This is a genomic window from Priestia megaterium NBRC 15308 = ATCC 14581 (genome assembly GCF_000832985.1).
In the GTDB taxonomy this organism is placed as follows: domain Bacteria; phylum Bacillota; class Bacilli; order Bacillales; family Bacillaceae_H; genus Priestia; species Priestia megaterium.
Map to the genome: position 1 here is coordinate 4,452,241 of NZ_CP009920.1, position 25,551 is coordinate 4,477,791.

Annotated in this window: 23 protein-coding genes; 18 read left to right on the forward strand and 5 right to left on the reverse strand. The window is 38.3% G+C overall.

Annotated elements, in window-relative coordinates:
* Positions 1-49 precede the first annotated feature (49 nt).
* From speB to BG04_RS22880, 5 genes are all read left to right on the forward strand, one after another.
* Entirely contained in the window at positions 50-1,033 is a 984-nt protein-coding gene (speB, locus tag BG04_RS22860; RefSeq protein ID WP_016764033.1) for an agmatinase, read from the forward strand.
* A gap of 82 nt (positions 1,034-1,115) precedes the next feature.
* Positions 1,116-2,564, forward strand: a complete 1,449-nt coding sequence (locus BG04_RS22865) for an aldehyde dehydrogenase family protein (protein ID WP_034652235.1) — start codon at positions 1,116-1,118, stop codon at positions 2,562-2,564.
* Between the two features lie 20 nt (positions 2,565-2,584).
* A complete protein-coding gene (locus tag BG04_RS22870; protein ID WP_034652233.1) occupies positions 2,585-3,946 on the forward strand; it encodes a purine-cytosine permease family protein in 1,362 nt (453 codons plus the stop codon).
* A 240-nt stretch (positions 3,947-4,186) separates the two neighbouring features.
* A complete protein-coding gene (locus BG04_RS22875) occupies positions 4,187-6,799 on the forward strand; it encodes a helicase-related protein (RefSeq protein WP_034652230.1) in 2,613 nt (870 codons plus the stop codon).
* Positions 6,800-7,418: 619 nt separating this feature from the next.
* Entirely contained in the window at positions 7,419-8,339 is a 921-nt protein-coding gene (locus BG04_RS22880; RefSeq protein WP_034655166.1) for a 1,4-dihydroxy-2-naphthoate polyprenyltransferase, read from the forward strand.
* A gap of 41 nt (positions 8,340-8,380) precedes the next feature.
* On the opposite strand, the gene BG04_RS22885 is transcribed toward BG04_RS22880, so the two are convergent.
* A complete protein-coding gene (locus tag BG04_RS22885) occupies positions 8,381-9,556 on the reverse strand; it encodes an alanyl-tRNA editing protein (RefSeq protein WP_034652227.1) in 1,176 nt (391 codons plus the stop codon).
* Positions 9,557-9,666: 110 nt separating this feature from the next.
* On the opposite strand from BG04_RS22885, the gene BG04_RS22890 reads away from it, so the two are divergent.
* From BG04_RS22890 to BG04_RS22900, 3 genes are all read left to right on the forward strand, one after another.
* A complete protein-coding gene (locus BG04_RS22890; protein WP_034652224.1) occupies positions 9,667-11,814 on the forward strand; it encodes a YhgE/Pip domain-containing protein in 2,148 nt (715 codons plus the stop codon).
* A gap of 64 nt (positions 11,815-11,878) precedes the next feature.
* On the forward strand, positions 11,879-12,256 hold the full coding sequence (locus tag BG04_RS22895; protein WP_014460184.1) for a PH domain-containing protein: 378 nt from the start codon (positions 11,879-11,881) through the stop codon (positions 12,254-12,256).
* A gap of 233 nt (positions 12,257-12,489) precedes the next feature.
* Complete coding sequence (locus BG04_RS22900) at positions 12,490-13,689, forward strand: MFS transporter (protein ID WP_034652221.1); 1,200 nt, start codon at positions 12,490-12,492, stop codon at positions 13,687-13,689.
* A 363-nt stretch (positions 13,690-14,052) separates the two neighbouring features.
* Here the strand turns inward: BG04_RS22900 and BG04_RS22905 are convergent, their stop codons facing one another.
* A complete protein-coding gene (locus BG04_RS22905; RefSeq protein ID WP_034652218.1) occupies positions 14,053-14,925 on the reverse strand; it encodes a selenium metabolism-associated LysR family transcriptional regulator in 873 nt (290 codons plus the stop codon).
* A 344-nt stretch (positions 14,926-15,269) separates the two neighbouring features.
* Between BG04_RS22905 and BG04_RS22910 the strand changes: the two genes are divergently transcribed.
* From BG04_RS22910 to BG04_RS22925, 4 genes are read left to right on the forward strand one after another with little or no spacing between them, the layout of a single operon-like run.
* On the forward strand, positions 15,270-15,659 hold the full coding sequence (locus tag BG04_RS22910; protein WP_013083081.1) for a GntR family transcriptional regulator: 390 nt from the start codon (positions 15,270-15,272) through the stop codon (positions 15,657-15,659).
* Entirely contained in the window at positions 15,652-16,551 is a 900-nt protein-coding gene (locus BG04_RS22915; RefSeq protein ID WP_025752330.1) for an ABC transporter ATP-binding protein, read from the forward strand. The genes BG04_RS22910 and BG04_RS22915 overlap by 8 nt, the downstream gene beginning before the upstream one ends.
* On the forward strand, positions 16,526-18,535 hold the full coding sequence (locus BG04_RS22920) for a DUF6449 domain-containing protein (RefSeq protein WP_034652215.1): 2,010 nt from the start codon (positions 16,526-16,528) through the stop codon (positions 18,533-18,535). Before BG04_RS22915 ends, BG04_RS22920 begins: the two co-directional genes overlap by 26 nt.
* A 16-nt stretch (positions 18,536-18,551) precedes the next feature.
* The gene (locus BG04_RS22925) at positions 18,552-19,031 is read left to right on the forward strand and encodes an RNA polymerase sigma factor (protein WP_034652214.1); all 480 of its coding nucleotides are present in this window, start codon (positions 18,552-18,554) and stop codon (positions 19,029-19,031) included.
* A 47-nt stretch (positions 19,032-19,078) separates the two neighbouring features.
* Here BG04_RS22925 and BG04_RS22930 read toward each other — a convergent pair whose 3' ends face one another.
* The gene (locus BG04_RS22930) at positions 19,079-19,657 is read right to left on the reverse strand and encodes a DedA family protein (RefSeq protein WP_016764043.1); all 579 of its coding nucleotides are present in this window, start codon (positions 19,655-19,657) and stop codon (positions 19,079-19,081) included.
* Positions 19,658-19,821: 164 nt separating this feature from the next.
* On the opposite strand from BG04_RS22930, the gene BG04_RS22935 reads away from it, so the two are divergent.
* Together BG04_RS22935 and BG04_RS22940 are read left to right on the forward strand one after the other, a co-directional pair.
* The gene (locus BG04_RS22935) at positions 19,822-21,030 is read left to right on the forward strand and encodes a DNA polymerase IV (protein ID WP_034652211.1); all 1,209 of its coding nucleotides are present in this window, start codon (positions 19,822-19,824) and stop codon (positions 21,028-21,030) included.
* A gap of 156 nt (positions 21,031-21,186) precedes the next feature.
* A complete protein-coding gene (locus tag BG04_RS22940; RefSeq protein ID WP_013056975.1) occupies positions 21,187-21,606 on the forward strand; it encodes an organic hydroperoxide resistance protein in 420 nt (139 codons plus the stop codon).
* 61 nt (positions 21,607-21,667) lie between these two features.
* Here BG04_RS22940 and BG04_RS22945 read toward each other — a convergent pair whose 3' ends face one another.
* On the reverse strand, positions 21,668-22,117 hold the full coding sequence (locus BG04_RS22945; protein WP_034652208.1) for a MarR family winged helix-turn-helix transcriptional regulator: 450 nt from the start codon (positions 22,115-22,117) through the stop codon (positions 21,668-21,670).
* A 144-nt stretch (positions 22,118-22,261) separates the two neighbouring features.
* On the opposite strand from BG04_RS22945, the gene BG04_RS22950 reads away from it, so the two are divergent.
* From BG04_RS22950 to BG04_RS22965, 4 genes are all read left to right on the forward strand, one after another.
* Entirely contained in the window at positions 22,262-22,471 is a 210-nt protein-coding gene (locus BG04_RS22950) for a cold-shock protein (RefSeq protein WP_013056977.1), read from the forward strand.
* A 291-nt stretch (positions 22,472-22,762) separates the two neighbouring features.
* Complete coding sequence (locus tag BG04_RS22955; RefSeq protein WP_034652206.1) at positions 22,763-23,584, forward strand: MBL fold metallo-hydrolase; 822 nt, start codon at positions 22,763-22,765, stop codon at positions 23,582-23,584.
* Positions 23,585-23,750: 166 nt separating this feature from the next.
* Complete coding sequence (locus tag BG04_RS22960) at positions 23,751-23,954, forward strand: zinc ribbon domain-containing protein (protein ID WP_034652203.1); 204 nt, start codon at positions 23,751-23,753, stop codon at positions 23,952-23,954.
* 2 nt (positions 23,955-23,956) lie between these two features.
* Positions 23,957-24,433 (forward strand): GNAT family N-acetyltransferase, encoded by a 477-nt coding sequence (locus tag BG04_RS22965; protein WP_051975601.1) that lies wholly within the window; start codon positions 23,957-23,959, stop codon positions 24,431-24,433.
* Between the two features lie 20 nt (positions 24,434-24,453).
* Here BG04_RS22965 and BG04_RS22970 read toward each other — a convergent pair whose 3' ends face one another.
* The gene (locus tag BG04_RS22970) at positions 24,454-25,482 is read right to left on the reverse strand and encodes a LysM peptidoglycan-binding and 3D domain-containing protein (protein WP_051975600.1); all 1,029 of its coding nucleotides are present in this window, start codon (positions 25,480-25,482) and stop codon (positions 24,454-24,456) included.
* Positions 25,483-25,551 lie beyond the last annotated feature (69 nt).

The following is a 25,551-nucleotide window of genomic DNA, read 5'->3' on the forward strand; positions in this document are numbered from 1 at the left end:
ACATGATAATACGGTGCTAATGAATGAAACCCACTAGGAGGAATAAATTATGCCAAAATATCAGCCGAAAAATTCATTTGAATCTCCGCGTTTTTGCGGACCTCGAACATTTATGAGACTTCCGTATGTAGAACAAGTAAATTCAGAGATGGATTTTATTGTGACGGGTATTCCATTTGATTCAGGGCAGTCTTTTCGAACAGGAGCACGTTTCGGACCGGAAGCTATTCGAGATTTCTCCATTTTGCTTCGTCCGTATAACCCAGAACAAGAGATTAATATTTTTGATTACATTTCAGGCGTGGACTACGGGGATTTGTCAGTTGTTCCCGGATATATTTTAGAAACATATAAAAAAATTGAAGAAGGGTTAACGCCGGTTGTGAATGAAGGAATTATTCCTATTTCACTAGGCGGTGATCATTCGATGACCCTTGGTGAACTTCGTGCCATCGCGAAAAAGCACGGACCGGTAGCGCTTTTACAGTTTGATGCTCATTCTGATACGTGGGATAGCTATTTTGAACAAAAATACAATCACGGTACGGTATTTAGACGAGCGATAGAAGAAGGGTTAATCGACGTGTCGCGCTCGATTCAAATTGGTATGCGAGGCGGTCTGTACGGCATTGAAGATTTAGAAGATGCAAAGAACTTAGGTCTAGCTCTGTATACGACAAATGAATATAAAAAACTGGGCGTTGAAAGAATGCTAGAAATTATTCATGAGCGTGTAGGAGAAGGACCCGTATTTTTATCGTTTGACATTGACTTTTTAGATCCAGTTTACGCGCCGGGAACGGGAACGCCTGAAGTATCGGGTGCAAGTATTGACGATGCGCTTCAATTTGTTCGCGGGTTAACAAGTATAGATTTTGTCGGTTTTGATTTAGTGGAAGTACTGCCAGCTTATGATCATGGTCAAATTACAGCAGCGGCGGCCGCTAATATTGTCTATGAATTTATCACGCTTATCGCGTTAAGAAAAAAAGCAAAAGAAGAAGAAGCGCTGTTAGTGAAAGCACGCGACTAAATACAAGCAAGGTGGTAAAAGTGGGAAGGTACTATTATCTTCCCACTTTTATATACGAGTTCTCTATAGGGAGTGTTTGGGTATGAACAGGCAAGCAAATGTAAAAATAGATAAGAAACAGGAAAAAACATTAAAAAGAGAAATTATCAATCCAGCGACTAATAAGATCATAGCGGAAGTGTGTGACTCGTCGCTTCAACAAGTAGAGGAAGCGGTAGGTAAAGCAAAGCAGGCTTTTGAACAGAGTGAATGGAAGAAAAATAAGTCACTGCGTGTAGAGGTGCTTAATAAACTAGCAAATTTATTAGAAAATGAAGCGAGTGTATTTGCCGAAACAGAAACGTTAAATACAGGCAAACCAATAAAAGAATCACAGTTAGATATAGAAGATACGATTAATTGTTTAAGATATTACGCAAATTTAATAGAAGAAAATCAGCCGTGGACAAAGAACATGTTCGACGACACAAACAGTAAAATCATTCAAGAACCTATTGGCCTATGCGCGCTGATTGTTCCTTGGAATTTCCCTTTGTTGCTTGGTATGTGGAAGCTGGCTCCTGCCTTAGCAGCTGGAAATACGGTGGTGTTTAAGCCGTCAGAATTAACGCCGCTTTCTTTTTTAAAGTTAGCTTCACTATGTGAAAAAGCTGGTATACCAGAAGGCGTGTTTAATTTACTTACGGGAGACGGTGAAGTGGGAAGTGCACTGATTGAACACAAAGACGTAGCTAAAGTCTCTTTTACAGGAGGATCAGTAACAGGCAAACGTATTTATCAGCAGTGCGCAAAAGAGCTGAAAAGAGTTTCGCTTGAACTGGGAGGGAAATCTCCCCTTCTTATTTTTGAAGATAGCGAGATTGATATTGCAGTAGATTGGACAATGTTTGGCTCATTTTTTAACCAAGGTCAAGTGTGTGTAGCTTCATCGCGTATACTCGTACATGAATCTATCTATAAGCCGTTTCTTTCTGCTCTTACGGAGGCTGTTGCTGCCATAAAAATTGGTAACCCCTTAAGAGAAGAAACGGAGATGGGTCCGGTTATTAGCAAGGAGCATCTGAATAAAATACAGAGTTTTATCAAGCTAGGTCAAGAAGAAGGTGCGAATTTATTAACAGGAGGAACGTTAATTGACTGCGAAGGTGGCAACTATATAAAGCCGGCTGTGTTCGTCGGTGTGGAGCAGCATATGAAAGTCGTACAAGAAGAAATATTTGGTCCGGTCATTACCGTTCAATCTTTTTCAAGTGAAGAAGAAGCCATAGTACTTGCCAACGGTACGAGATTTGGTTTAGCTGCAGGAATTTTAACGAATGATTTAATGAAAGCAGAGCGAGTTGCTGAACATCTTCAAGCGGGAACGATTTGGATCAACGGCTACCATACGCCTCATATTGAAACGGCGTGGGGCGGTTTTAAAGAAAGCGGCATTGGCCGGGAGTTAGGTCCATCAGGATTAGCTGCTTTTACTGAAATAAAACATGTGAATACAAATACCAAGCTAGCTCGAGCCAATTGGTATCAATAAAAGTGAAAGGTGGAAAAGGAATGACAACAAAAAGTGGTCTCGCCCATGATGATGTGCAGCCGATTGCAATGAATAAAAGAAGTATGGGCTTCTTCTCTACATTTTCCATGTGGATAGGAGCCAATGTGGTAGTAACGACCGTTTTTACCGGAATGCTGTTTGTACCCGATATGACATTTTTAAAGGCATTATTTATTATTGTGCTTGGCTCTTTAGTTGGTGCTATACCGCTCGTGTTGATGGGGAATATCGGAACTCGCACCGGTCTTCCAACCATGGTTTTAATGAGACCAGCTTTTGGACAAAGAGGGGCTATGCTTCCTGCTGCTGTTAATCTTATTACACTGATCGGCTGGGCGTGGATTCAAGCCTACATGGCAGGGCTAAGTTTAAATCATGCCGTCATCTTTTTGACCGGTTACAGCAATATCAATCTATTTACGATTCTTACTCAAGTACTAGTAGTAGCGATTTCTATATACGGACACAAAGGCATTGAAGCCACGGAAAAGTTAGTAGCTACGCTAATGGTCATTTTAGCAACCGTTGTGTTTAGCTATTTGTTTATCGAATTTGATGCAGCAAAATTAATTCAAATGAAAGCAAGTGAAAATCCTGGTATTACAGGAATGTTAGCTTTTGATATCGTAGTAGCTACAGCTTTTACGTGGATTCCTATTGTTTGCGATTATAACCGAAACTGTAAATCTGAAAAAACGGGAATTGCGGGAACGTATTTAGGGTATAACGTTGCGACATTAATTGCGATGGGATTAGGCGCAACGGTTTCCGGCTTTTCAATTCTCGGAAATATGACGCAAACGTATGACCCGGTAAATTTAATTGGCGCATATAGTCCGCTGTTAGGATTAGTAGCAGCCATCGTCATTTTTTTATCGGTGTTGTCAACCAACGTAATGGTATTGTATAGCGCGACAATGTCTTATTTATCTATTTTTCCAAAGCAGAGGTTCTGGATACCGGCACTAACCATGGGAGTTGTCACAGTCCTGGGTTCTTTATTAAAAGAGTGGTTAATGACAAATTTTCAAAGCTTTTTGCTTATGATCGGCGTATTATTTATTCCTATTATTGCGATTGTTCTTGTTGATTATTATATCATTCGCCGAAAACACTATGACGTTTCAGCTATTTTAGAAAAACAAAATAAACTGTACTGGTATACAAAAGGATTTAACCTTTATGTGTATGTATCTTACATAGTGGGGGCTGTATTTGCCTACTATTTTACGTACGTTCACCCGCTAGCCACAGGCGCAACGATCTTAGCTTTTTTATTTACAGGTGTTTTGCATGTATCGCTAACCAAACTTTCACAGCTTTCAATCCCTTATTCAAAGGGAATCGACAAAAATGCTTGACGTATACTTAAAATAGACTGAATTATCTAAAAAATAAGTGTCGGAAAGCTCCTTTAAATAGGAGCTTTTTGTGTTGAATAGAGGGTAAAAAAGCAAGCAGATAAAATAGACGAGAAATAAGTAAAAGCAGGAAGAAGAGAGCTTATTAATCCAGCCTCAAATAAAGTAATAACATGTATTTGATTCTCTCAGAGGTCTTTCCTATAATAAATGTAGGAAAACTTTCCAAAGGAGAATTTTATGCTTGAATTAGAGGCTATTCAAAGCAGGGCCATTGAAAAAACTAAACATACATTACTACAGGATATAAAAAGCGTACTAGGTGAACAAGACGAATGTCCGAATTTAGAGACGTATTTAACAGACAGGCATTCTTTTATTAAGAAAGCCTGGGGGACTGCGTGGAGAAAAATTGCTGTTTCTTCTGTATCTAAGAAAAACAGAAGATCGTATTTAACAGAAAGAGGCTTTGAGATAAAAGGATATAAACCTCAAGCTATCGATAAGTTATTTGCTAAAGAAACGAGAAAAGGTATGGAGTTTGATGCTTTTTCTTGGTTAAAAGAGCAATACGGAAATGGCAATAAAGCAGAGTGGCTGTCTCTATACGGAGAAGCAAGAGCTGAATTTGCCAAAAAAGAAGAAGAAAGAAAAGAGAAAGAAAGACAGCAAAGTATTAATGATCGAAAAGCCAGGTATCAATTACAGTTAAATTTAGAAGCGGCTCCTATTTTGGAAGTAAACAAAGAGCTGTATTATCTACATATAAGAGAACAGCTTTCACATCAGCTATCAAAAGATATTGAAACAAACTCAAAATATATTGAAAACTATGCGCCGCATACTGAGCTTGAAGATGAATTAATAGAAAACGGTGATTTAACACGTCATGATTATGAAACGGTTCATGACTTTTTTCAAGAGCTCACCGGCGGCGTAAGCTCAGAATTAGACCGATACTCAACGATTATCTTATTTGAAACGTATGAAGATGTATACGAGGTATTTATCACCGATAAGATTTATGAAATCATTCCAACTATGATTATGGATGACCTTCCTGCTTCATTTAAAGAAGAATATAAATCCTATACAAATGCTTCGGTAACACGAATGGACATTATAAAAGCACTTAGAAGTGATTTATCGGATTTGGTCTATGAATATAAAAGAATGCTTGTAGAAGAAAAGCTTTCCCATGTACTAGAAGTTTCAGATCACAACTTAACGATCGAAGAGCATCAAGAGAGATATCAACAGCAGCTGGAAGAAAGAAGATTACAACAAGAACGTGAACGTGAAGAAAAGAAAAAGCTGATTGAAGAAGAACAGCGACAGTTAAATTATATTTTTGGTGCAGAATACGAAATGGACCCAAGAAAAGAGACGGAATACATTCTTCATCTCGGTGATACAAACACAGGAAAAACGTATACAGCATTAAAATCATTAAAAAAAGCTGCTTCGGGTAGTTACTTAGCGCCGCTTCGCCTGTTAGCTTTAGAAGTTTTTGAAAAGCTGAACAAAGACGGAGTCCCTTGTTCGTTAAAAACAGGTGAAGAAGAAAAGATTGTTGAAGACGCTCAGCACATGGCTGGTACCGTAGAGATGTTTAGTGAATTAGAACATGGCGATGTAACCGTAATTGATGAAGCACAAATGATTCAAGACAGAGACCGAGGGTTTTCATGGTATAAAGCCATCACTCGAGCTAATGCCAAACAAGTTCATGTGATTGGGAGTTTAAGCATTCGAAGTATGTTAGAAGAGATGCTTGACGGTGTGATCTCAGAAATTCATGAGTATGAAAGAGATATACCTTTAAAAGTAGATCTTCGAAAGTTCAAAATTGAACAAGTGAAACCCGCAGATGCTTTAATTGTTTTCTCGCGTAAAAAAGTGCTCCAGACAGCGGCTAAGCTAGAAAAAGATGGTCATAAAGTTAGCGTGATTTATGGAAGTATGCCGCCTGAAACGAGAAGAAAACAAATTGAGCAGTTCATTAATAGAGAAACAAATGTCATTGTGTCTACAGATGCAATTGGAATGGGGTTAAATCTTCCAATTAGACGAATTGTCCTTTTAGAAAACATGAAGTTTGACGGACAAAAGAGGAGATTGTTGACTTCTCAAGAGTTAAAGCAGATTGCAGGTCGTGCTGGAAGGAAGGGTCTCTATAATGTAGGAGAAGTTGCATTCGCTAAAGATGCAAAGCAAATGAGAGAACTGTTATTTTCAACAGACGAGCAAATCAGTAAATTTTCTATTGCGCCTACTTCAGATATGCTAAGAAGATTTAAAGAATATCATCATGATCTCGGAACGTTTTTTGACATGTGGGCTAAATTTAAAAATCCAAAAGGTACACAAAAATCAAACCTGGCACAAGAACGTGAGCTTTATGAGGAAGTGAAAGACACGCTGATTGAGGCGAAAATGCCGATTGTTGATTTATATGGCTACTTGCAGCTGCCTTTTTCAGCCAAAGAAAGTTCTTTGAAAAAGCAGTGGGTGGCCAGCATGAATGCGATTGTTAACAGAGAAGAGTTACCTGAACCAAGGATAATAGAAGGTTCACTGGAAAAATTAGAGCTGTCTTATAAGGCGATTGGCCTGCATCTTTTATTTCTATATCGAATGGACAGAAGGCCAGAGGCTATTTACTGGGAGCGTGTCCGAGAAGAGCTTACCGATAAAATCCATAACGTATTAAGAAAAGATATGAAAAAATTTAAAAGAACATGCAGTGCGTGTTCTAAAGACCTTCCTTGGAATCATGATCATGCGATATGCGATTCGTGTTTTCATAAAAGATTCCGCAGAAGATATGGGGACGAAGATTTTAATTACTAAGATGTAGAGATGAAAAAGAGGCTTGTATAAACGTATTTTAGTTAAAGAAAGGTCCGAACGAGTTGGATTTTTGATTGAGAATCCAATTGGTTCGGCTTTTTTTATGGTGAACGTAGCTTTCATCTGTTTCGTTTCTTCTAGCACAGTTGATTGGAGGGCAAGGCGAAGACTCCTGCCGGAAAAGCGGAAGGGGTGAGACCCCGCAGAAGCGTAAGCGACGAGGAGGCTCAGCGGACGCCCGCGGAAAGCGAAGTCTTGCACGGAAATCAACAGCGGTGTACTAAGCAGTCCAGTTCATGTATACTATTTGTTCATCTTTAGATTGGATTGATGTAGTTATGTCTCAATCTGATTTTTCATACAGGCTTTTAATCTTTTTCCTGCGAATTTCTGCATCAAAGCAGATTTTTGTAGAAAAAACCGGAAATGTATAAGCGGTCATCTTGTAAAAAGATCAATAAATTATTATGATATAGAGTGGAACTGATATTTTAAAGAGTTCCGTGATTTTTTTGTTGGGCGGACGTGTATTGTATTAGAGTAAGTTTGCTATCATTCATTATGTTAAAAGCAGCACTTTTAAATAGAGATACGGTTCGTAATAGAAGGGAAGAGGATGATGACAAGTCATAACAAAGAAAACAAAGCTGCAGTCGAGCAGTATAGCAAAGGGAAAATTTTGTGGCAATTAACCCGTCCTCATACGCTAACAGCATCGTTTGTACCGGTTTTGATTGGTACAGTTCTAGCCATGTTTTATGGCCATGTGAACGTTTGGATGTTTCTTGCGATGCTTTTTTCATGTTTGTGGATTCAAATTGCGACGAACTTATTTAACGAGTACTATGATTTTAAACGCGGGTTAGACACAGAAGACTCCGTAGGTATCGGAGGAGCTATCGTCAGACACGGAATGAAACCGAAAACGGTATTAAATTTAGCACTGATTTCTTATGGAATTGCTCTTATTTTAGGTGTATATATATGTGCAAACAGCAGCTGGTGGCTTGCTTTAGTTGGATTAGTAGGTATGGCGATTGGTTATTTGTATACGGGCGGACCGCTTCCGATTGCGTATACGCCGTTTGGAGAATTATTTTCAGGTCTTTGCATGGGTGCCATGTTCGTTTTAATTTCATTTTTTATTCAAACAAATACCGTAACGTCTGAAAGCATCTTTGTATCACTTCCGATTGCGATTTTAGTAGGGGCGATTAATTTGTCTAACAACATTCGCGATATAGAAGAAGACACAAAAGGCGGACGACGTACGCTAGCTATTTTATTAGGTTCCAAAAATGCGATTAGATTTTTAGCTGCTTTGTTTGGCATTGCGTATATTTGGACCGTTGCATTAGTGGTATTCTTCGGTATTAGCCCTTGGATTTTCTTAGTGTTTCTTAGTGCACCTAAGCCAATTCAAGCCGTACAAGCATTTGTACGCGGAGAGCTTATTGCGATGAAAGCAACTGCTCAAACAAATACGTTTTTTGGATTTACTTTATCAATTGGGTTATTAATTGGCTATTTAGTAAGCTGATGGAGTGGAAAAAGCCTGTCTTTAAAAAGACAGGCTTTTTGTTATGCTCTAGTTATTTTTTCTTTTACTGAGTTAATAAATGCGTTCATATTTTCAGAAGATGAAAAGCTGGCTTGGGCTTGTTTTGGTCCGCCGCCGCCTTTTCCACCGTAAAGTGGAAGAAGTTCTTTATAAAGTTCTCCGCATTTTACCTCACTGCCGCTGTGGGCCAGCAATACTTTTTGATCACTTGAAAAAGAAAAAAGAAGCGTTGTATCAGGCGTTTGAAGCAGCTGCTTTGTCAAAGCTTGCACATCTTTTAATGTACGGTTTTCAAAGTGATGGTACAGAAATGATCCTTCTTTTTTGGCTTCTAATTCACTTGCTAAATAAGCTGCATTTTCATTTTTTAATTCTTCTAGTTGTTTTTGCAGCTCTTTTTGTTCAGTCTCCAATTTTTTAATTCGTTCTACAACTAACTCACGGCTTGTACTGAATTTATTGCTAAGTTCCGCTACGATTTCTTGAGACTGCTGATAATCAGCTAATGCACGCATACCGCATTTAAAAAAGAGGCGTGTATTGCCGCGCTGCTTTTCTGTTTTTGTAAGTTTAATAAGGCCCAGTTCTCCAATTTGGTTCACATGAGTGCCGCAGCAGGCAGAAACATCAATGTCTTCAATTTCTACGATGCGTACAATTTCGTCTTCTAGGTCGGGCACTTTGCGAAGCGCAAGAGTATGCAAATCTTCTTTTTTCACTTCGTACGTTTTAATGGGGCGGTTGCTGTAAATAGCGTCGTTTACAATTTTTTCAATGTGTAATAGCTGCTCATCAGATAACTGAGGCACATTTAAATCAATAGAGACAGCTTCGCTTCCTAAATGAAAGCTAACGGTGTGAATATCATATGTATCAATTAATAGAGCTGAAAGTAAGTGCTGTCCGCTGTGCTGCTGCATATGATCAAAGCGGCGATTCCAGTCAATTTCACACGTGACGTTCGTTTGTGCAGGGAGCGTATCAACGAGGTGATAGACTTCTCCATTTTCTTCATAAACATCTTTTACCTCAATTCCGGCAATAGTACCGTAATCAGAAGGCTGTCCGCCGCCTTCTGGATAAAAAGCAGTTTGTTTTAACGTTAAAGCGTAGCCATTTGAAAGAGCGCGCGTCTCTGTCACTTCTGTTTCCCACGTTTTTGTGTAGGGATTGCTATAATAAAGTCTTTCTGTCATGTTCATCATCCTTTCTAGTAAAACCATACCTAACTTTTTCTATAGTATCAGAAATATGTTTCTTCGAACATGGATAAGCTAACTTGTAATAATAAAACTGGGTGGGACATATGAAAAATACTGTTTATATTTATACGCGGGATTTAAAAAGAATTTTCACCAATTGGGCGATGATTATCATTGTGCTGACGCTTATGATTCTGCCGTCTTTTTACGCATGGTTTAATATAAAAGCATCATGGGATCCTTACGGACGGACTGAAGGTATTGCCATTGCAGTAACAAGCGAAGACGAAGGTGCTACGATAAGAGGGCAGCACGTGAACGTGGGAAAAGATATTATTGCAACGCTAAAGAAAAATAAAACGCTTGGATGGACGTTTGTCTCCAAAGAAAAAGCTGATCACGGAGTAAAACACGGAGACTATTATGCAAGTATTGTTATTCCAAAAGATTTTTCACAAAAGCTTGGTACCGTTCTTCAAGACCGTTTGGAAAAGCCGGTCATTATCTACAAAGTAAACGAAAAAATAAACGCCGTGGCGCCTAAAATTACAAGCAAAGGAGCCAGCAGCTTAACACAACAGATCAGTGAAAAATTCGTCAAAACAGCGAATGGAGCTATTTTTTCTGTGTTTAACGAACTAGGTATTACACTGCAGCGGGATTTGCCGACTATTCAACAAGTTGAACAACGAATTTTTGAGCTCGAAAATCGTCTTCCTGAAATCAAAAAAGTAATTAATGAAGCGAATGACACCACTCAAAAAGCTGGAGCTATTGTATCGAAAGCTCAGGCTGCTCTTCCTGAAGTAGAGAGATTAACAGCTGACGGCGCACAGATGACTCAGCAGCTCAATACGTTTTTAACTAAAAGCGATCAAGTTTTAAAAAACGCTGAGCCAACGATCAACGAAACGCTGCAGCGGGTTCAGCAGCGAGCTCTCGGGGTTCAAGAACTGAAGAATCAGCTGATGGAAAAAGATATCGCACCGGCTGAAGTCAGCGCAGCAGCAGAACAGCTAAAAGTGCAGTTAACAAAACAAATTGCTGACACAGGAGAGATTCTTACGCTTCTTACAGATTTAAATGCGTTATCTCAACAACAAGTTCTTTCACCTGTTATTAATGACGTAAAAGATGTAAACAAGCTTTTACAGCAGCAGCTTTCGGATGTAAACAGTCTGCAGCAACAAACACAAAATGGAGATGCTCCAACTCAAAGCGTGCTTGATAGATTCAGCTCACGCACCGACCAAGTGGTTTCTAAATTAAATACGTTAACGAATTCGTATTCTTCTACGATTGTGCCGGCTGTTGAACAAGCAATCAAAGAGGCAAAAGATAAAACGGCAAGCGCAAACTCACTGCTTGAGGAAGCCAATAAAAGCATGCCGGATGTTTCGAATGTGCTGTCTAAAACAGCGAGTGGCATCTTGCTTGGGCAGCAGGAGCTTGCGAAAATAACAAAAGACTTTCCGCGAATTGAACAAAACGTGCATAATATAGCGGATAAGATACGAGAATTTCAGCGAAAAGAAAATATTGAAGATATTATTAATTTGTTAAAAAACGATGTGCAAAAAGAAAGTGATTTTTTTGCTAAACCCGTTCTTTTAAAAGAAGAGAGGCTTTATCCCATTCCAAACTACGGCTCGGCTATGTCGCCGTTTTACACAACGCTTTGCTTGTGGGTTGGGGCTTTGCTGTTAGTTTCGATTTTAAGCGTAGAAGTAGCGGATGAAGAGCGGTTTAAAAGCTATGAAGTCTATCTTGGAAGACTTTTAACGTTTTTGTCCATTGCTCTTGTGCAAGCTTTTATTGTGACGCTGGGCGATTTATTTTTAATCAACACGTACGTCGTAGATAAAGTGCCTTTTATCTTTTTAGGCTTACTGTGCAGCTTCGTATTTATGACGATTGTATATACGCTTGTTGCGATATTTGGCAATGCAGGAAAAGCAATGGCGATTGTTTTACTTGTGCTTCAGCTTTCCGCTGCAGGCGGTACATTTCCGATTCAAGTCGTGCCTGCTTTTTTTCAGGCAATCAATCCGTTTTTACCATTTACGTATGCAATAAGCATGATGAGAGAAGTGGTAGGAGGCATGTTAGCGGACATTGTCAGAAAAGACGTTACCGTTCTTCTTTGCATTTGGCTTGGCGTGCTGCTTGTTGGCATTTTTCTTCATAAGCCTCTTAGTAAAACGAGTGCAAAATTAACAAAAAAAGCGCGTGAAAGTAAATTAATTCATTAAAAGACCTTTTTAACTTTCCAGACAGAAAAAAATGCGGTAGTGTAGATAGAAAGGAGTGATCAGCTTGGGTATATTAGATGGACTATTAGGAAATGCATCAGAAGCAGATATAAGAGGAACTGAAAAAGATTTACAAAACATTTTAATTGCCAACGAGCGAGTGGAACAAGCATATAAAGTCATTCGCGATTTGATGGTGTTTACGACGAAACGCTTAATTATCGTTGATAAGCAAGGAGTGACGGGAAAGAAAACAGATTATCATTCCATTCCTTATAAGACGATTACCCATTTTAGCGTAGAAACGGCTGGAACGTTCGATTTAGATGCGGAATTAAATATTTGGGTATCGGGTTCTAGCGCGCCGATCTCAAAAGAATTTCGTAAAGATAAAAGCATTTACGACGTGCAAAAAGTATTAGCATCTTATGTATTAGATTAAAAAAGTTGAGCCATGAAAAATTGGCTCGACTTTTTTTATGCTTGTGTAAAACGGGAAGAGATAATATCTTCTTTCTCGCATGCAGCTGTTTAAAAAATAATCAGGTTGTTGTCCTTCTACATTTGTTTATGTCACTCATTACTGAAATGCATGAAAACGATTTACATAATGAATTATACAGAATAAAAAAACCGTGATATGCTTTTTTTAGAGAAAAAAGGAAGTGACTAACTGTGAGTTATACCGTAATTGGAACATCAGCTTTTCGCAAAACAAATGTTGCGCTTTTTGCAGCAGGCTTCAACACATTTTCGATTTTATATTGTACGCAGGCCATTTTACCCGAATTTTCTAGAGAATTTGGGATATCCCCGGCGTTTGCGAGTTTATCTCTTTCGTTAACAACCATCACGCTTGCTGTTAGTATGCTTTTTTTAGGTTCTTTATCGGAAGTGTGGGGACGAAAGAAACTGATGGGCCTATCGTTAATTTTTGCGTCATTGCTATGCATCATGACAGCATTTAGCTCTACCTTTGAAACGCTGTTAATTTTTCGCGTTATTCAAGGAATCGTGTTAGCAGGGCTGCCTTCTGTGGCCATGGCTTACTTAGGAGAAGAAATTGAACCCGGGAGTTTAGGAAAAGCGATGGGGATTTATATAAGCGGAAACGCCTTTGGAGGCGTAGCGGGAAGGCTTATGACAGGAATGCTCACGGAGTATTTTAACTGGTCGGTAGCTCTTGATGTTGTAAGCGTAATTAGTTTATTGGCCACATTTGTTTTTTTTATGAACTTGCCCGATTCACAGAACTTTACTTCCAGGTCCTTTGAACTTCGTCAGCTTACCGGCTCTCTTCGCAGTCATCTTCAAGATAAAGGGATGCTTTGTCTTTTTGCTATTGGTTTTGCACTGCTTGGAAGTAACGTAGCTTTATACAATTATATTGGATACGCTCTATCCGCTCCTCCGTATTCTTGGAATCATACGCTTGTCAGTTTTATTTTTGTTATTTTCTTTGTTGGAGTATTCAGCTCGGTCTGGATGGGGACGCTGGCGGATCGATATGGTCGGAAGAAAGTGCTGTTATGTACGATTGCTGTTACGCTTATAGGTTCAATCGTTACGCTGCATCCCGTTTTATGGATAAAAATTACCGGGCTTTTGCTGCTGACCTTTGGCTTTTTTGGAAGTCATTCCATCGCAAGCAGCTGGGTAGGAAGAAGAGCAACGCATGACAAAGCTCAAGCTTCGTCTTTGTATTTGTTTTTTTACTATGCAGGATCAAGCGTTGGCGGGACGGTGGCTGGCTTATGCTGGAGTGCGTACGGCTGGAAAGGTGTTATTGCTTTAATTGGTGTGTTTCTTACAACAGCCTTTTTCCTAGCTGTTCGTTTGTCAAAAATGCCGGCTCAGCAGACGCATGTTCACTAAGAAAATGTAAAGACATATAGCTATTGATTTAAAAAAAGAGGCCCGTACAAAAGGATTTTAGCCCAAGTGAAAAACGAACCATCGATCAACATGTTTGATTAGTGGTTCGTTTTTTTTTGTTATGGTGAACATAGTTTCATCTTTTTCGTTCCTTCTAGCAGTTGATTGGAGGGCAGGACGGAGACTCCTGCGGGAAAGCGGAACAGGTGAGACCCCGCAGGAGCGGAAGCGACGAGGAGGCTCAGCGGCTGCCCGCGGAAAGCGAAGTCTTGCACGGAAATCAACTGCGGTGTCGCAAGTGATTTATACTAGCTACTTTAGTCTTTAGATTGAAGTAATTTAGTTATGTCTTAATTTCTTTTCTTAGTTTAAAAGTTGAATAAAAAGCTCCGCTACTTTTTTATGAGCGCTGTTAGCAGGATAGATATAGGAGAAACGGCGCTTAAAAGGAGCGGTGTTAACGTCGAGAATCGATAGGTGTTTTTGTTCTACATCTTCTTTAATAGCGCAAAGCGACAGTACAGACATTCCTAAATCGTGAACGATGGCTTCTTTAATTCCTTGATTGCTGCTGATCGTTAGTATGCTTTTCATTTTTAAACCGTTGGACATTAAAACGTGATCTAAATATTCTCTTGTTCCAGAGCCTTTTTCACGTGCTACCCACCGCTGATTTTGTAAATCATCAATTTCTACTTTTTTAAGCTGAGCTAAAGGGTGATCCACTGACGCAACGATGGCAAGCTCATCGTCCATAAAGGACTGAATATGTAAGTCGGATTCTTCCGTGTGTCCTTCAATAAGTCCTACGTCTACTTTGAAATGACGAACAAGCTGAGCGATTTCCTTTGTATTACCGATAGTCACTTCTACATCAATATCAGGATATTGTTCACGAAGCTTTGCTAAAAATGAAGGGAGAATATATTCGCCAATCGTGAAACTGGCGCCAATCGTTAGCATTCCTTTGACACGGTGATGATGTTCATAAATATCTCGTTTCGTATGCTCATATATCTGAATCATTTGTTTAGCACGATCGTATAAAATTTCGCCGCTGGGTGTGATTTTTAACATTTTAGGTGAACGCAGGAACAGGGAAGTTTGAAATTCTTTTTCAAGATTTTTGATGTGTACGCTTACGCTTGGCTGTGAAATCATTAACTTTTCCGCAGCTTTTGTAAAGCTTTGCTCTTCTACAACAGAAACAAACGTCTTTAACGCATCATAGTACATAGAGTATGGCTCCTTTTATATTAAAAAAATTAATTATAAACATTATAAAACATTACTATTGTAATAACTAGAGGTACTTGGTTAAGACAAACAAAACGAGGTGCTGACTTAAAGGAGTATTTTGGCTTACAACGAAGGCAGCCTGCGCAATTTGTTTACAGTTATTTTTGTTTCATCTATAAAACTATTAAACACTTTTTTGTCATCTATTTGTAACAAAAGTAAAAAAAGTACTTGTTTTTTCCAAAAAACATACTATAATATTAACTGTAATGCGATGAGTAATACAGTTAATACACCTAGTACACACATCATGATTTTGGGTAGATGAAGGGAGGCAGACTATGTTCGATTTAGATATTCGTAGTCGCAAGCCGATATACGAGCAATTAGTAGATAAATTGAAAGAGCTTATTATTCATGAAGTCTTTAAGGCCGATCAAAAGCTTCCATCTGTTCGGCTGTTAGCAAAAGAATTAACGATTAATCCAAATACAATTCAAAAAGCGTATCGTGAACTAGAACATCAGAATTATATTTATTCAGTTCCAGGCAAAGGAAGTTTTGTAACGCCTCAAGTTGATACACTAAATAACGAGAAGGTGAAAAAGATGAAAGAAGAATTAGTGAAACTGTTGGCAGAAGCTATGTATTTAGGGATGGATAAAGATGAAATTCTATCACTTATTTCACAGGCTGAAAAAGCAGTAAAAGGAGGAAGCGATAGTGATTGAACTGAAGGCGATAAAAAAAGAGTTTGAAGAAATGGAAGCTCTAAGAGACGTCACGCTTTCTATAAAAAAAGGATCTATTTACGGACTGCTTGGCTCGAACGGGGCAGGGAAAACAACGCTATTAAAAATCATTGCAGGTATTTACAAGCAAGATCACGGGAAAATCGCAATAGACGGCGAGGAAGTATTTGAAAACGTTGGCTTAAAAGAACGTCTTATTTTTATGCCGGATTCTCTTTATTTTTTCCCTCAAACAACGATTAAGCAATTAGCGTCTTTTTATAGAAGCGTCTATCCGACTTGGAACGAAGAGCGGTTTCAAAAATTAAAAGAAGCTTTCCCAATTCAATTACATAAAAAGGTACACAGAATGTCCAAGGGAATGCAGCGTCAAGTAGGTTTTTGGTTAGCGATGTCTGCTATGCCTGATGTACTTATCTTAGATGAGCCGCTCGATGGGTTAGATGCGGTAATGCGTCAAAAAATTAAAAACCTTCTTGTCCAAGACGTGGCAGAACGGGAAATGACGATTTTAATTTCATCACATAACTTACGAGAAGTGGAAGATCTTTGTGATCATGTAGGCATCTTGCATCACGGTCAATTATTAATTGAAAAAGAACTGGATGATTTAAAATCAGACGTGCACAAAATTCAAGTTGCATTTGAAGGAGATGTGCCGCTAGCGCTTTATGACACGCTGGACATTTTATATCAAGAAAAACGAGGAAGCGTCTTGCTTTGTATTGTTCGAGGAAAAGAAAATCACTTAGTCAACAAAGTTCGATCGTATAAGCCTTTAATTTTTGACATCTTGCCACTTACGCTGGAAGAAATCTTTATTTATGAAATGGGGGATGTGGGTTATGCAATCGAAAACATCATCGTTTAACCGCGGCATGTGGATTCAATCCATGAGAAACGTGGGATGGATTGGGCTTGTCTACTTGTTAGTACTACTGTTCGCTTTGCCTTTACAACTGATTTTCACTTTTACAGGAAAGGTTGAGCCTTATATAGAGAAACCAGACACGTTATTTGACGTATTTGGCGGGCTAGAATTCGTGCTTATGTTCGTTGTACCAGTGTTACTTGGTATTTTCCTATTTCGATATATACAAACGAAGATTGCGGCTGACTATATTCATAGTTTACCAATTAAACGTTCTACGTTGTTTCATCAAAACATGCTTCTGGGCGCGTTGGTTTTAGTTGTTCCGATTTTAATTACGGGCATCGTGACTTTTGCCGTTAAAGGGGTTTTAACTGTTGAGAATGTTTATACAACAGGCGACGTTCTAAGCTGGGTCGGGTACAGTATTCTGATTAATTTATTTGTCCTAACTGGAACTGTTTTAGCCGGAATGTTCACCGGGATGTCTGTTCTGCAAGGAATCTTTTTATACGTTCTATTCCTTCTCCCGGGCGGAATTTCTTATTTAGCTATATCGAATGTAAAGTTTTACTGGTATGGCTATGCGTATGACTATTACGTGAACAAAAATGTTGACAGCCTTATCCCGTTTTTACACGTAGCGAAATTGGCAGCTCATAAAAGTTTTTCTACTAGTGTATTTGTTTATATTGGACTCATTGTCTTATTTTACATCGTTGCTTTAATCACCTATCAAAAAAGAAGAGTAGAAGCTGCTACGCTAACCATTTCAGTTGGCTGGTTAAAACCTGTATTCGTATACGGAGTAACCGCTTGTTCACTCATGTTAGGCGGATTTTACTTTATTAGCATGAAAGGTGAATTTTCATGGATGGTCGTGGGCTATATTATTGGTTCATTAATAGGCTATACAGTTGCTCAAATTATTTTAAATAAAACGTGGCGCATCTTTACGAAATGGAAAGGGTATCTAGGGTTTGTTATAGCTGCAGCTATTGTAGGCTTTATCATTCATTTAGACATGTTTGGCTATTCTACTAAAGTGCCGGCAGTTTCAGAGATTGAAAGTGTGTATTTCGATGAAGACATATATCGATTGACTGATAAACCTGAAAACTATGCAAAGGGAATGAATGGCTATTATGAAACGCCATATTACTATACAAGTAAAGAAACGATTAAGAGCGTTCGTCAGCTGCAAAAACAAATTACAGCATCTAAAGATAAGAAGATGGATCCTGAAAAACAAAGTGAAATAGAGGGCAGCAATGGAAAAATCGCGGTATTTGCTTACAAATTAAAAAATGGAAAGCAAATAGTTCGAGAGTACTTTATTCCATTTTCAGATTATAAAGCTTTTTATAAAGAAATTGCGGAAACAAAAGAGTACAAAGAAAATTTCCATCCGCTTTTACGAACACAAAACACAGATAAAATTAAAAGCGTAAGTTTTTCTGTTCCAGGAAAGTCAAATTCCATTAATATTACAAATCCAGAAAAAGTGCAAGAGCTTATACACGTAGTCAAACAGTCGATGATGAACGAAACGTTTGATGAAATGTACAGCACAAAAGAAAGCTGGGCGTCAATCAATTTCATGGATGGAAAAGGACAGTATGTTCAAGAAGCATCTTGGGAGAAGTCATATAGCGAAGTAGAAGCATGGCTGAAGAAAGAGCATTTATATGAACGTGCTCGCCTTATGCCAAAGGACGTAGAAAAAACCGAAGTCTTTAAAAATTCTTCTCATCTTAAAAATGATTATCGTCTTCAAGAAGATTTTACATCTCTAACGAAGGATGAGAAATCAATTAAAGTAAAAAACAATCAGCAGGTAGAAACACTTCTTCAACGTGCGAACTTACGAGACACGGGAGATTATCTTGTTGCTTTTTATTACAAAGATCAAGTAGATACTCCTCAGGTTTACATGTTGAATGAAAATGAGCTGCCAAACGAACTAAAAGAAAAACTAAAATAACAAGGGAGAACTTATTATGTGCGGCGAGGAATTACAAGATTATTTGAATCAGGTGCTGGCTTATTTATTGAAAAATGGCGTGAATAGACAAGACGCCGAAGATATTACGCAAGAAGTAGCATTAAAATATTTAGAAAAACAAGAAATGGTCGATCCTGAAAAAATAAAAGCTTGGATGTTTCGCGTCGCATTAAATAAACGGTGTGATTTAGGAAGGCGTAAAATAGTGAAAGACCGCTATACGTCTTCTTACAAAGAAGAGCCCGTTATGTATACGCCTATTCAGCAGGTGCTTAGAAATGAAGAAGTGGCTGAATGTCAGGCAATTTTAAATAAATTGAATCCTAAGTATCGCAATTTGCTTCTATTAAAATATGGATTTGGATTTAAATATGAAGAAATTGCCGAGTTATTAAATATGCAGATGACTACGTTAAAATCAGCTCTTTACCGCGCGCGCAAATACTTTGTAAAGGGATATAATGAAGTCATTTAATATAAATGAAACAGCAGCAGTTTGTGTAAAAAGTTCTTTTTCACAAACTACTGCTGTTTTTTTCGTATTTTTCTTCTTTGGACGGCATAGATAATCAAACTGATCGCACAAAAAGCTAAAGTGATCTCAATGACGTCAGTATAAGAAGAGGTTGTATTAAAAAAGGAACCGAAAATAAATAAAGCGAGCGTCCAAATAAAACCGAAGGAAAACGAGACTTTAATATAATGCCGATGCTTCATTCCGCTTGCCCCGAGAAAAAAAGGCATCACATGTCGCATTCCTGGTAAAAAATAGCTTGCGATGATGGCATGAGATCCATATTCTTGAATCGTTCGCTCGACTTTCATCACATTTTTTTCCCATCGCGGGCGTTTTAATAGCGCAAGCGCCTGAGTTGAAAAAAGACTGGCTATCAAAAACTTAAGATATAAGCTAATCATCATGCCGCTGTAGGTAAGTATAAAAGCTGGAATATACTGAACGGACGGAGATGTAGCCTGACTGCCCGCAAGCATAATATATACCGGGTCAGGAATAGGAGTAAGGTTGGCTCCGACTAAAATGATAAAAAAGAAATATCCGTAGCCTAATTGGTTAATGGCTCCGATAAGCTGATCAATCACGTTTTCTTCCTCCTTTCTTCATTAGAATACGAGAGAGTGACACACAGTGTTCGCTCAAAATAAAAATAAAGTATAGGTACGCACAACTTAGAAAAAAAGAGTTATAATAAATAAGAATGTACGTTCTTCTTTTGGGGATTAATTATACAGAAAGAGGTGATAGTATGAAAATGATGTACCCTAAAAACGGCAAAGTTATTCTTCATATTGATGCCAATGCTTTTTATGCATCTGTTGAAACCGCACATGATCATACGCTCAAAGATAAGCCTCTTGCTATTGCTGGCAATCCAAAGGAACGAAGAGGAATTGTTGTAACCTGTAACTATATTGCTCGTAACCGCGGAGTATATGCGCCAATGCCTCTTTGGGAAGCGAAAAGAAAATGCCCTGAGCTGGTTGTTATAAAACCTAATTTTCCATTATATCGCCAAGTGTCCAAAAACATGTTTGATTATTTAGTAACCATTTCACCTCTTTTAGAGCCTGCTTCCATTGATGAAGGCTATTTGGATATTACAAATTGTGCTGAATTAGGCTCTCCTCTTGACATAGCAAAGTCCATTCAGCAGCATTTAATACAGACGCTGCAAATTCCTGTGTCAATTGGAATCGCGCCGAATAAATTTTTAGCCAAAACGGCAAGTGATATGCAAAAACCTTTAGGGATTACCGTCCTTCGAAAAAGAGATGTCCAAACAGTTCTTTGGCCAAAAGCCGTAGAGGAAATGCACGGAATCGGTAAAAAAACAGCTGAGAAGCTAAATGCGATTAAGATCGTGACCATCGGTGATCTAGCAAAAGCCGCTCCCGGTCTTCTTAAACAAACTCTCGGAGTAAAAGGAGAAGTTATGAAAGAACGAGCATGGGGCCAAGATGATCGACAGGTGAACCCTGATCGCCAATCACAGTTTAAATCTATTGGAAACTCTACGACGCTATCTCAAAATGCAGTAGATGAACATGAGGTTCTCCCTATTTTAAATAAACTATCGCATTCTGTAAGCTCTCGTATGAAAGCGAAAAAAGTTGTAAGCAAAACGATTCAATTAACGATACGATACAGTGATTTTAAAACCATTACTCGAAGCCAAACTATTTCAAAAGCAATTAGCGAGCCAAACGATCTTTTTCATTACAGTGCGGTATTATTTCAAAGGCACTGGAACGGAGAACCGATTCGTTTATTAGGCGTAGCTGCTCTTCAAGTGAGCCACCAGCTTCAAGAAGAAGAACAGCTGGATTTGTTTACATACGGAGAACAAGCAAAAAAAGAGCCTTTATACAAAGCGGTCGAAAGTTTGCGTGAAAAATATGGAGATAACATTATTCAAAGCGGTTTAAAAAAACAAAGAGGAAAAAAAGAGAGGTAACTCTCTTTTTTTGTATAAAATAGTAGGTTTACACTCATTATAGAAGGGGAAGTACATTACTATCACGGTAATCAAAGTGATTACAAAATGAATTTGATTGCGACTTTTTTGATTGTCTGCAATGAAATTACATAAAATAATTTATGAGGTGATCTTATGTCAGACGTACTATTTACATCTAAGGCAACAGCGGTAGGAGGCCGAGATGGTCGAGTTAAATCAGATGATGGTATTATTGATTTAACCCTTGTAAATCCTTCTCCAAATAACAAAGAAGAAGGAACAAATCCCGAGCAGCTGTTTGCAGCAGGATATTCTGCTTGTTTTGACGGTGCTTTAAATTTAATCGCTAAGAAACAAAAAAAAGACATTGATTCGTCTATTACTGCAGAGGTAAGTCTACTAAAAGACCACACTGACGATGGCTTTAAAATTGGAGTGGTGTTAAACGCTCATATTAAAGGCGTTTCACAAGAAGTAGCTGAGAAGCTAGTAGAAGATGCACATCAATTCTGCCCGTATTCTAAAGCAACGCGTGGGAATGTTAACGTAACGTTAAATACAACGGCTGAGTAAATAAAAAGCGCCTGGATTTTTCTTAAATCCAGGCGCTTTTTTATGTTCAATTTTATATGGTCTATTTTTGATTGTACGTATGCAGCGATTGCAATAACTCCTGCAGCGTTTCTTTCAGCTTTTCTAATTCTTCTTGCGACTTATTCGTCATACTAAAAACTTCTTCTGGAATATGACAAGCTTTATCACGTAATTTTTTTCCTTTTTCGGTTAAACTAATAAAAACAACGCGTTCATCTTCATGAGAACGCTGACGAATCACTAATTCTTGATCCTGCATTCTTTTTAGCATAGGAGTAAGGGTGCCTGAATCCAAATACAGAAGTTCGCCCATTTTTTTTACGCTGAGTGTTTCATGTTCCCATAAAACAAGAAGGGCTAAATACTGCGGATAGGTTACTCCTAATTTATCGAGCAGCGGCTTGTACACCTTTGTAATTTCTCGAGACGTGGCGTAAATTGAGAAACAAAGCTGATTTTCTAGCTGCAGCTGCTTATAAAGTTGTTCCATTCATGTTGCCTCCAGTCTATTGCTTTTTATTTAATTATACACAATTAAATAGTGGTGTCCAATAACGCCGGATGAAAAAGTAATCAAGCTGTAAATAAAAAATGGGAATTTTACATATACTAAGAAAAAAAGGGAGCTGTGCACATGTATTTTGCAAAAAAAGCCGTAGAAGAAGAAGTAGATCAAATGATGGATACGACTGTATATGCGTGTCAATCTGAATCATGTAATGGGTGGATGAGAGAAGATTTTGTTACGGTTGATTATAACTGTCCGATGTGCGGAACGGAAATGTCACAGGAAGTACGCGAGCTGCCGAAAATTAAGTACGATCACCAATTTTATAATAAATAAAAAAAGAAGCAACTGCTTCTTTTTTTATTTTTCACTAAAATTTCATTAAGCTGCGCTAGACTAAGAACCAACATACTATGAAGGTGAGGAATATCAGAATGAATCAAGGGAACTTTTTGAAAGGTTTATTTTGGGGAACCTTATTTAGTATTCCTATTTGGATTTCATTGTTTGGCTGGTTCCGCATTTTATCACATCTTGCATAGTTTCGTTTTATAAACCGTCATACGCGCCCTTATCTTTCTATTTCCGCTATAATAAAGGTGATAGAAAAAATAAGGAGCTGTTCTCATGATTCAATATAAAACGGAGCAAATGACGGTTTTTGAAAGCGCGCTATTTCAAACAACATCTGCGGTGATTGAAACAAAAGACTGTGTCATTGTTGTTGATCCAACGTGGCTTCCTCACGAAATTAATGAAATTAAACAGCATGTTCAAGGGATCTTAAACCACCGCAACCTGTATGTGTTTTTTACTCACGGAGATTTTGATCACATCATTGGATATGGGGCTTTCTTAGAATTAAATGCCACCTTTATCGGCAGCAAATTTTTAGAACAACACCCGGACAAAGAAGAAAAAGTTCAAATGATTAAGCAGTTTGATCATGACTATTATATAAAAAGATCCCATGATATTATATTCCCAGAGTTAGATATTGTTGTAACCGAAAATGAACAGCATATTACTTTAGGTGAAACATCCATTACCTGTTATTTTGCAAAAGGTCATACAAACGATGGCCTATTTATGATTGTCGATGATTCGATATGGATTGCAGGGGATTATTTATCGGATTTTGAATATCCGTACATATATGAAAGTGTAAACGATTACCGCGACACGCTTGCGACTGCGCGACATATTTTAGCCAAGCACCAAAATCTAACGCTAGTTCCCGGGCACGGGAAAACGACACATCACCGAGCTGAAATCCAAAGACGAGTGGAGATGGCCAGCTCTTATTTAGATGAACTGCAAGCGGCAGTGAAAGAAGACAGTAAAGAAGCGCTCGATAAGCTGAATGATAAACTGGCGTTTCCCTCTGATTTCACCGCACAATGTCATCAGAAAAACGTTGAAATTATGAAAAGAGAATTGCTGTTATAGAAATCGAGTGTACAGTCATCCCGTCGATATTAAAAGTAAGAAACCGCATCTTCTGTTGGAGATGCGGTTTCTTACGTTCCTTTATTTATCAATTAAAAGAAACTTTTTCCTTTTATATCCGTTTATATAAATTAAGAAGTTATTTTATTTATAAAGGAGTATGACGATGGGGAAAAACGGTTGTATAAAATGCGGACATACAGAAGCAAAAACAAAAGAAATTGCTACAACGGGAACGGGACTGTCTAGCTTAGATGTTCAGCACAATCACTTTACAGTGGTATATTGCACGAGCTGCGGGTATTCAGAGCTATATAATAAATCATCTTCAAGAGGCAGCAATATTATCGACTTATTTTTTGGAGGATGAAAATGTGTATCGATCTTATTGAAATTGATAAAGACCGGCGCGCTTCCTATTTAAACCTGCTATTAATAGGGGATGAAGACGAAAAAGTAGTGAAGTCGTATATAAATGAAGGTTCTTTATTTACCATTGTGTATGAAAAGAAGGAGATAGGAGTTGTGCAGTGCCTCACCGATGAAGAGGAACGGGCAGTAGAAGTAAAGAATATCGGTTTAAAAGAAGCATACAGAGGAAAAGGAATCGGCAGCAAAGTTATTAAAAAGTTAGAAGTACTGTATGAAGATAACCATTATTCTAAAATGATTGTAGGAACAGCGGACTCCAGCCTTGAAAACATATCATTTTATAAAAAGGCAGGCTTTTATCAAAGGGGTGTCAAAAAGAATTTCTTTTTGCAGTACGTTCCACCGATTTACGAGAATGGCCTGCAAGCTATCGATATGATTATGTTTGAAAAAAAATTAAAAAGCAGAAGCGACTAACACGCTTCTGCTTTTAGTGATTAATCTAAAATTTGAAGTTTTACCGTTTTGCGTCCCCAATTTAAAGCTGAGCTTTGAGATGCCATAAATAAATCAACGCGAGTACCTTTAATCGCACCGCCAGTATCTCCAGCAATTGCTTCTCCGTAACCTTCTACGTATACGCGAGAACCTAATGGAATCACGCGAGGATCAACTGCAATTACTTTTCGATTAGGATTTGACCTTAGGTCGATGCCTGTAGCAGTGATTCCGCTGCAGCCCGCACAGTAAGCAGTATAAGCTGTTGCTTCAACTGTAATCTCTTTCGAAACCGACTTCCTTTCTTGCGCTGGAGCAGGTGCCGGTGTTGAAGTTGAAGTTGACGGTATTGAAGGAGCAGTAGTCGCTGGCGTTGATGGTTTTGCCTGAGCTGCAGCTTGTCCGCCTACTTGTAGCACTTGATTAATGTAAATCGTATTAGACGATAAGTTATTCCACTGTTTTAATTGAGAAATTGAAATGCCGTGCCGCTGTGCTACGCTCCACATTGTATCTCCAGGCTGAACTTTGTAACTTTTACTGTTGCTAGGAGCCGGGGATGCTTGCGTTTCGTTTGTTTTTTCTTGTACAGGTGCTGAAGGTGATGACGAAACTGTTCCTGTTCCGCTTATTTTTAATACTTGATTCACATAAATTAAATGACTAGATATGTTATTCCACTCTTTTAGCTGCTGTACGGAAGTACCGTTGTTTTTAGCGATACGGTAAAGCGTGTCACCTGATTTTACTGTATATGTATGATTTGAAGATGTTGTAGTTGGAGTTGAACTAGATGAAGAGTCAGTAGATGTAGATCCAATTTGTAATGTTTGGTTTGCATAAATTAATGTGGAAGAAAGACCATTCCACTTTTTTAAGTCTTCAACTGTTACATTATGCTGCTGTGAGATGCTGAATAACGTTTCTCCAGCTTTTACTTTATGCGTGTCTGTGTCCGCCGATGCTGCGTCTGCAATTCCAATTGATACTAAAGCTGTGGCCCCTAATGTAAAAATGTGTTTTTTCATCTAATAATTCTCCTTTATTTCCAATAGTTGTCTCTTATTCTATCAGCAATATGTAACAAACTCATGACA